We start from the raw sequence: 2,936 nt of genomic DNA, 5'->3' as shown, positions 1-2,936 counted from the left end.
CGGAGGAAAACATGGTCAGGCAAAAGTGTAGCGGTATTAGGCGCAGCTATTTAGACCACTCGCCAATATGTCACATTAGGGTATAGTTCATATGTACCACCTCAAGAGGTATCGGGTAGTTTTATTGTTACCACTTAAGTGATACCATAATGAACAGTACCACTTAAATGTTACCACTAGGACAAAAAATGTTCGTTTTTGGTTACCTCCGGGCATCCACTTCAGAGCAGGATGCCAGCCGGGCAAAAAATGCACTGAAGGCGTTTGCAAACCAACATGGACACCGTATTGCTGGCTGGTATATCGATAATGTCTCCGGTACGACAATGAATCGTCCTGAACTGATCAGGCTTCTTGGTGATGCGGAACCTGGTGATGTGATTCTCATTGAACAGGTCGACAGGCTCACTCGCCTGGATGATGCAGGCTGGGAGACACTCAGAAAGCAAATTACAGACAAGCAGCTGGCCATCGTCAGTCTTGATCTACCGACCAGCCATCTGGCGCTATCCAGCACAGTAAGTGATGACTTTACCCGAAGCATGCTGAAGGCCGTAAATGGCATGATGCTGGATATGCTGGCCGCTATTGCCCGAAAAGATTACGAAGACCGTCGACGTCGACAGTCAGAGGGTATCAGTAAGGCGAAAGCTGAAGGAAAATACCGGGGCAGGGTGGCCGATGCGCAGAAACATGAACTGATACGCACTCTGCGCCTGGTCAATGGAAAATCGCTGCGAGAAACAGCTCGCCTGGCGGGCGTTTCTAAAATGACAGTAATTCGGGTCTGCTCCAGCGCTAACAAATAACGATCTCTCTGTTCGCAAACGTGAGTTGTCCGGCATCCTGAATGATTGATATGCAAGAATATAGACTGAGCGGCCTTACGGGAAAGAAATACATCATCATCTGACTGGCCATTATGTGCTGCTCCTGCCTGTGATAGCATACCCGGGTCATTTTTCAGAGCCAGGGCTGATGATGAAGAAAAACAGCACCCCCACACCCCACGATGCCACGTTCAGGCAGTTCCTGACGCAGCCGGATATTGCCCGGGATTTTATGAAGTTGCATTTGCCCGCTGAGCTGCAGGCCATCTGCGACCTCAGCACGCTGAAACTGGAATCCGGCTCGTTCGTTGAGGATGACCTCCGCCAGTATTTCAGCGACGTCCTCTACAGCCTGAAAACCACCGGTGGTGACGGCTACGTTCACGTGCTCATTGAGCACCAGTCGTCGCCTGACAGGCACATGGCGTTTCGCCTGATACGTTACGCGGTAGCCGCCATGCAGCGCCATCTGGAAGCGGGCCATAAGAAGCTGCCCCTGGTGATACCGGTCCTGTTCTATACCGGTAAACGCAGCCCGTATCCGTATTCCACCCGCTGGCTGGATGAGTTTGACGACCCGGCGCTGGCAGGCACACTCTACAGCGGCGCTTTCCCGCTGGTTGATGTGACCGTTATTCCGGATGATGACATCGCCGGCCACCGCAGTATGGCCGCTCTGACCTTACTGCAGAAACATATTCACCAGCGCGACCTCGCTGAACTGGTTGACCGGCTGGCGCCCATTTTGCTGGCCGGCTATCTGTCTTCATCCCAGGTCATATCGCTGGTACACTATATACTCCAGGCAGGCGAGACAGCTGACGCCGAAGCCTTTGTACGCGAACTGGCACAGCGTGTGCCGCAACACGGAGACGCACTCATGACCATCGCACAACAGCTTGAGCAGAAGGGTATCCAGAAGGGGATTGAGCAGGGCATCCAGCTCGGTGAACAACGGGGTATTGAAAAGGGCCGTTCAGAAGGTGAGCGTCAGGCCACTCTGAAAATTGCCCGTACCATGCTGCATAACGGCATTGACCGCAATACCGTTATGAAAATGACCGGCCTGACGGAAGACGACCTGGCGCAGATCCGCCACTAACCATTCTTTCCTGGCGCTCCCTGTCTGGCCATCAGCGTAAACGGGCAGGGCAGGGAGATGACCATTCAGACTCAGTCTGAACAGAGTTGTGCGAAAAAAAGCCAGCGTGAAAGGCTGGCCGGACACAATTGTGGTTCGTCAAAGGGAGCAAACCCCCGGAGTGTGGGACAGTCACAATGCATCCGGTGAGAAGACTGTAGTCGTGGACTGCAGAAATGCCACTGCTGAAATAAAAGAATTATTTCGGCACCTCAGCCACTCATCACACAGACCCGGCTCTCAGCTGCCAGGTTGCCCCACCAAAACAGGTCACACCGACCACCTGCTCCCAGGTTTCCTTCTCCTCCAGCTGCTTCTCCAGTGCATGAAAGTCCGCATGGCTGAGCACAATATCTTCCCGCTCGCCGGGCGACTCCAGAATATACCCCTCAGGTATCCGCGTGGCCGATTCAGCAGCCTGCCGTGAGGATATGCGGTAAAAGGTTTTGATGCATCCTCCGCGAGTGAGGGCATCGAGGATGATGCTTTCGGCAACGCGCATGACTGGCTCCGGTTAAAAGTGTTTCACGTCTTTGCCGGTGTGCAACTGGCGACGCTCATCATGCCGCGTAGTGCTTCCACAGACAACGGCTTTGCCTCATTGCCCCGGTGGACCATCGCATGGCAGTTCGGACAAGGAATGCTATGGTAAATATAACCTTCCCCTTACACTCATGAAGCTTATGGAAGAATTATTCACTTGTCCGATATGTAAACTCTCATTTGGCCATAAAGCTAGGTTGAGAAAGCATATAAAAAAGCATACGAAATCCCTTGAAAAGAATCTCGCTAAGGCCAACTCAACCAAAAAGGCTGAGCATGAAAAGATGCTTATTCAGGAGAGGATTGCAAGGACAGGTAGCGCTTTTAAAAATGAATCGGAGAGAAATAAGTACTTTGAAAGAAGGCGTGGGCTTTGTTGAATAAATCAGATTTCGGGTAAGTCTCCCCCGTAGCGGGTTGTG

3 protein-coding genes are annotated in these 2,936 nt (G+C 52.2%); 2 read left to right on the top strand and 1 reads right to left on the bottom strand.

What is annotated here, in order from left to right:
• Positions 1-188 precede the first annotated feature (188 nt).
• Both SIK97_RS00875 and SIK97_RS00870 read left to right on the top strand, forming a co-directional pair.
• Complete coding sequence (locus SIK97_RS00875; protein WP_017901250.1) at positions 189-809, top strand: recombinase family protein; 621 nt, start codon at positions 189-191, stop codon at positions 807-809.
• Between the two features lie 169 nt (positions 810-978).
• On the top strand, positions 979-1,932 hold the full coding sequence (locus SIK97_RS00870; protein WP_020805503.1) for an Rpn family recombination-promoting nuclease/putative transposase: 954 nt from the start codon (positions 979-981) through the stop codon (positions 1,930-1,932).
• 262 nt (positions 1,933-2,194) lie between these two features.
• On the opposite strand, the gene SIK97_RS00865 is transcribed toward SIK97_RS00870, so the two are convergent.
• Entirely contained in the window at positions 2,195-2,473 is a 279-nt protein-coding gene (locus SIK97_RS00865) for a hypothetical protein (protein WP_032445130.1), read from the bottom strand.
• Positions 2,474-2,936: the final 463 nt, after the last annotated feature.

Source organism: Klebsiella sp. JN_Kp126 (assembly GCF_033843325.1).
Lineage (GTDB): Bacteria > Pseudomonadota > Gammaproteobacteria > Enterobacterales > Enterobacteriaceae > Klebsiella > Klebsiella michiganensis.
Note: the sequence above shows the minus strand (reverse complement) of the source record. Positions and strands in the feature narration are given on the sequence as shown.